1 protein-coding gene is annotated in these 807 nt (G+C 56.3%); it reads right to left on the bottom strand.

What is annotated here, in order from left to right; genetic code table 11:
- Positions 1-593, bottom strand: a 593-nt coding sequence (locus tag D3227_RS40495; protein WP_147377844.1) for a Crp/Fnr family transcriptional regulator, incomplete at its 3' end; no start/stop codon positions are given.
- Positions 594-807 lie beyond the last annotated feature (214 nt).

Below are 807 nucleotides of genomic sequence, written 5' to 3'. Positions count from 1 at the left end.
GCGATAACTCGGTTCATATGGACGACCGACAGTCCAAGCACGTCGGCCAATTCCAATTGAGACAAAGGAAGCCGGAAACTCATGCCGATCGTTCGTTTGACGCCCTGAAGTCGAACAAAGAGCTCGCACACAAGATGTGCCAAGTGAGACGTTTTTGACCGCCTACCCATGGCCACGATCCATTCCCGATGAATGGCGCCGTCCACGAGTGTATCCAACCACAAAAGGCGGGTCAGATGGGGCGCTTCCTCGGTGATGGCACGTAGCCGACTATGCTCGGCAACGATCACCCGGCAGGGTGACAGGGCGATGATGCCGTGGTCCATGGTCTTCAGCAGAAAGGCGTGCAGATCCACAAAATCCCCAGGCACCTGCAAGGACGTGAATTGCCGCCCGCCATCCTCCAGCACTTTGTATCGCGCAGCCAGACCGTCAAGGATCAGGGTGCTGTAGGTCGGCCTTGAGCCCTCCGAAACAATATCCTGCCCCGTGGCAAAGTCCTTTTCGACCGACATGGCACCAGCGAGCAGCGCCTTTTCATGTTCCGAGAGGGCGTCGTGCTGGCCAAGGTTCAGATAAAGGGACTCTAGCATCAAATTCCCTGCTGTGTTCGACGGCCTAGGTCAAACGCCGGAGATCGGGGGTGGTTGCAGGCAGCTACGGACTGCATTCCCCGACACGTTCGGCAAGGGGCGTCGATCGCTACCTTTGAGGCTAACTCTTTGGAACAATGATCCCGGACGGGAATTCTGAATCTAATGCGGTCTCGGATGCTGTACCAATGGAACGCTTCTATTTCGACTTGTA

Origin of the sequence: Mesorhizobium waimense, from assembly GCF_003601975.1 — a bacterium.
Taxonomy (GTDB): Bacteria; Pseudomonadota; Alphaproteobacteria; order Rhizobiales; family Rhizobiaceae; genus Mesorhizobium; species Mesorhizobium waimense.
This window is presented reverse-complemented; position numbering and strand designations above follow the sequence as displayed.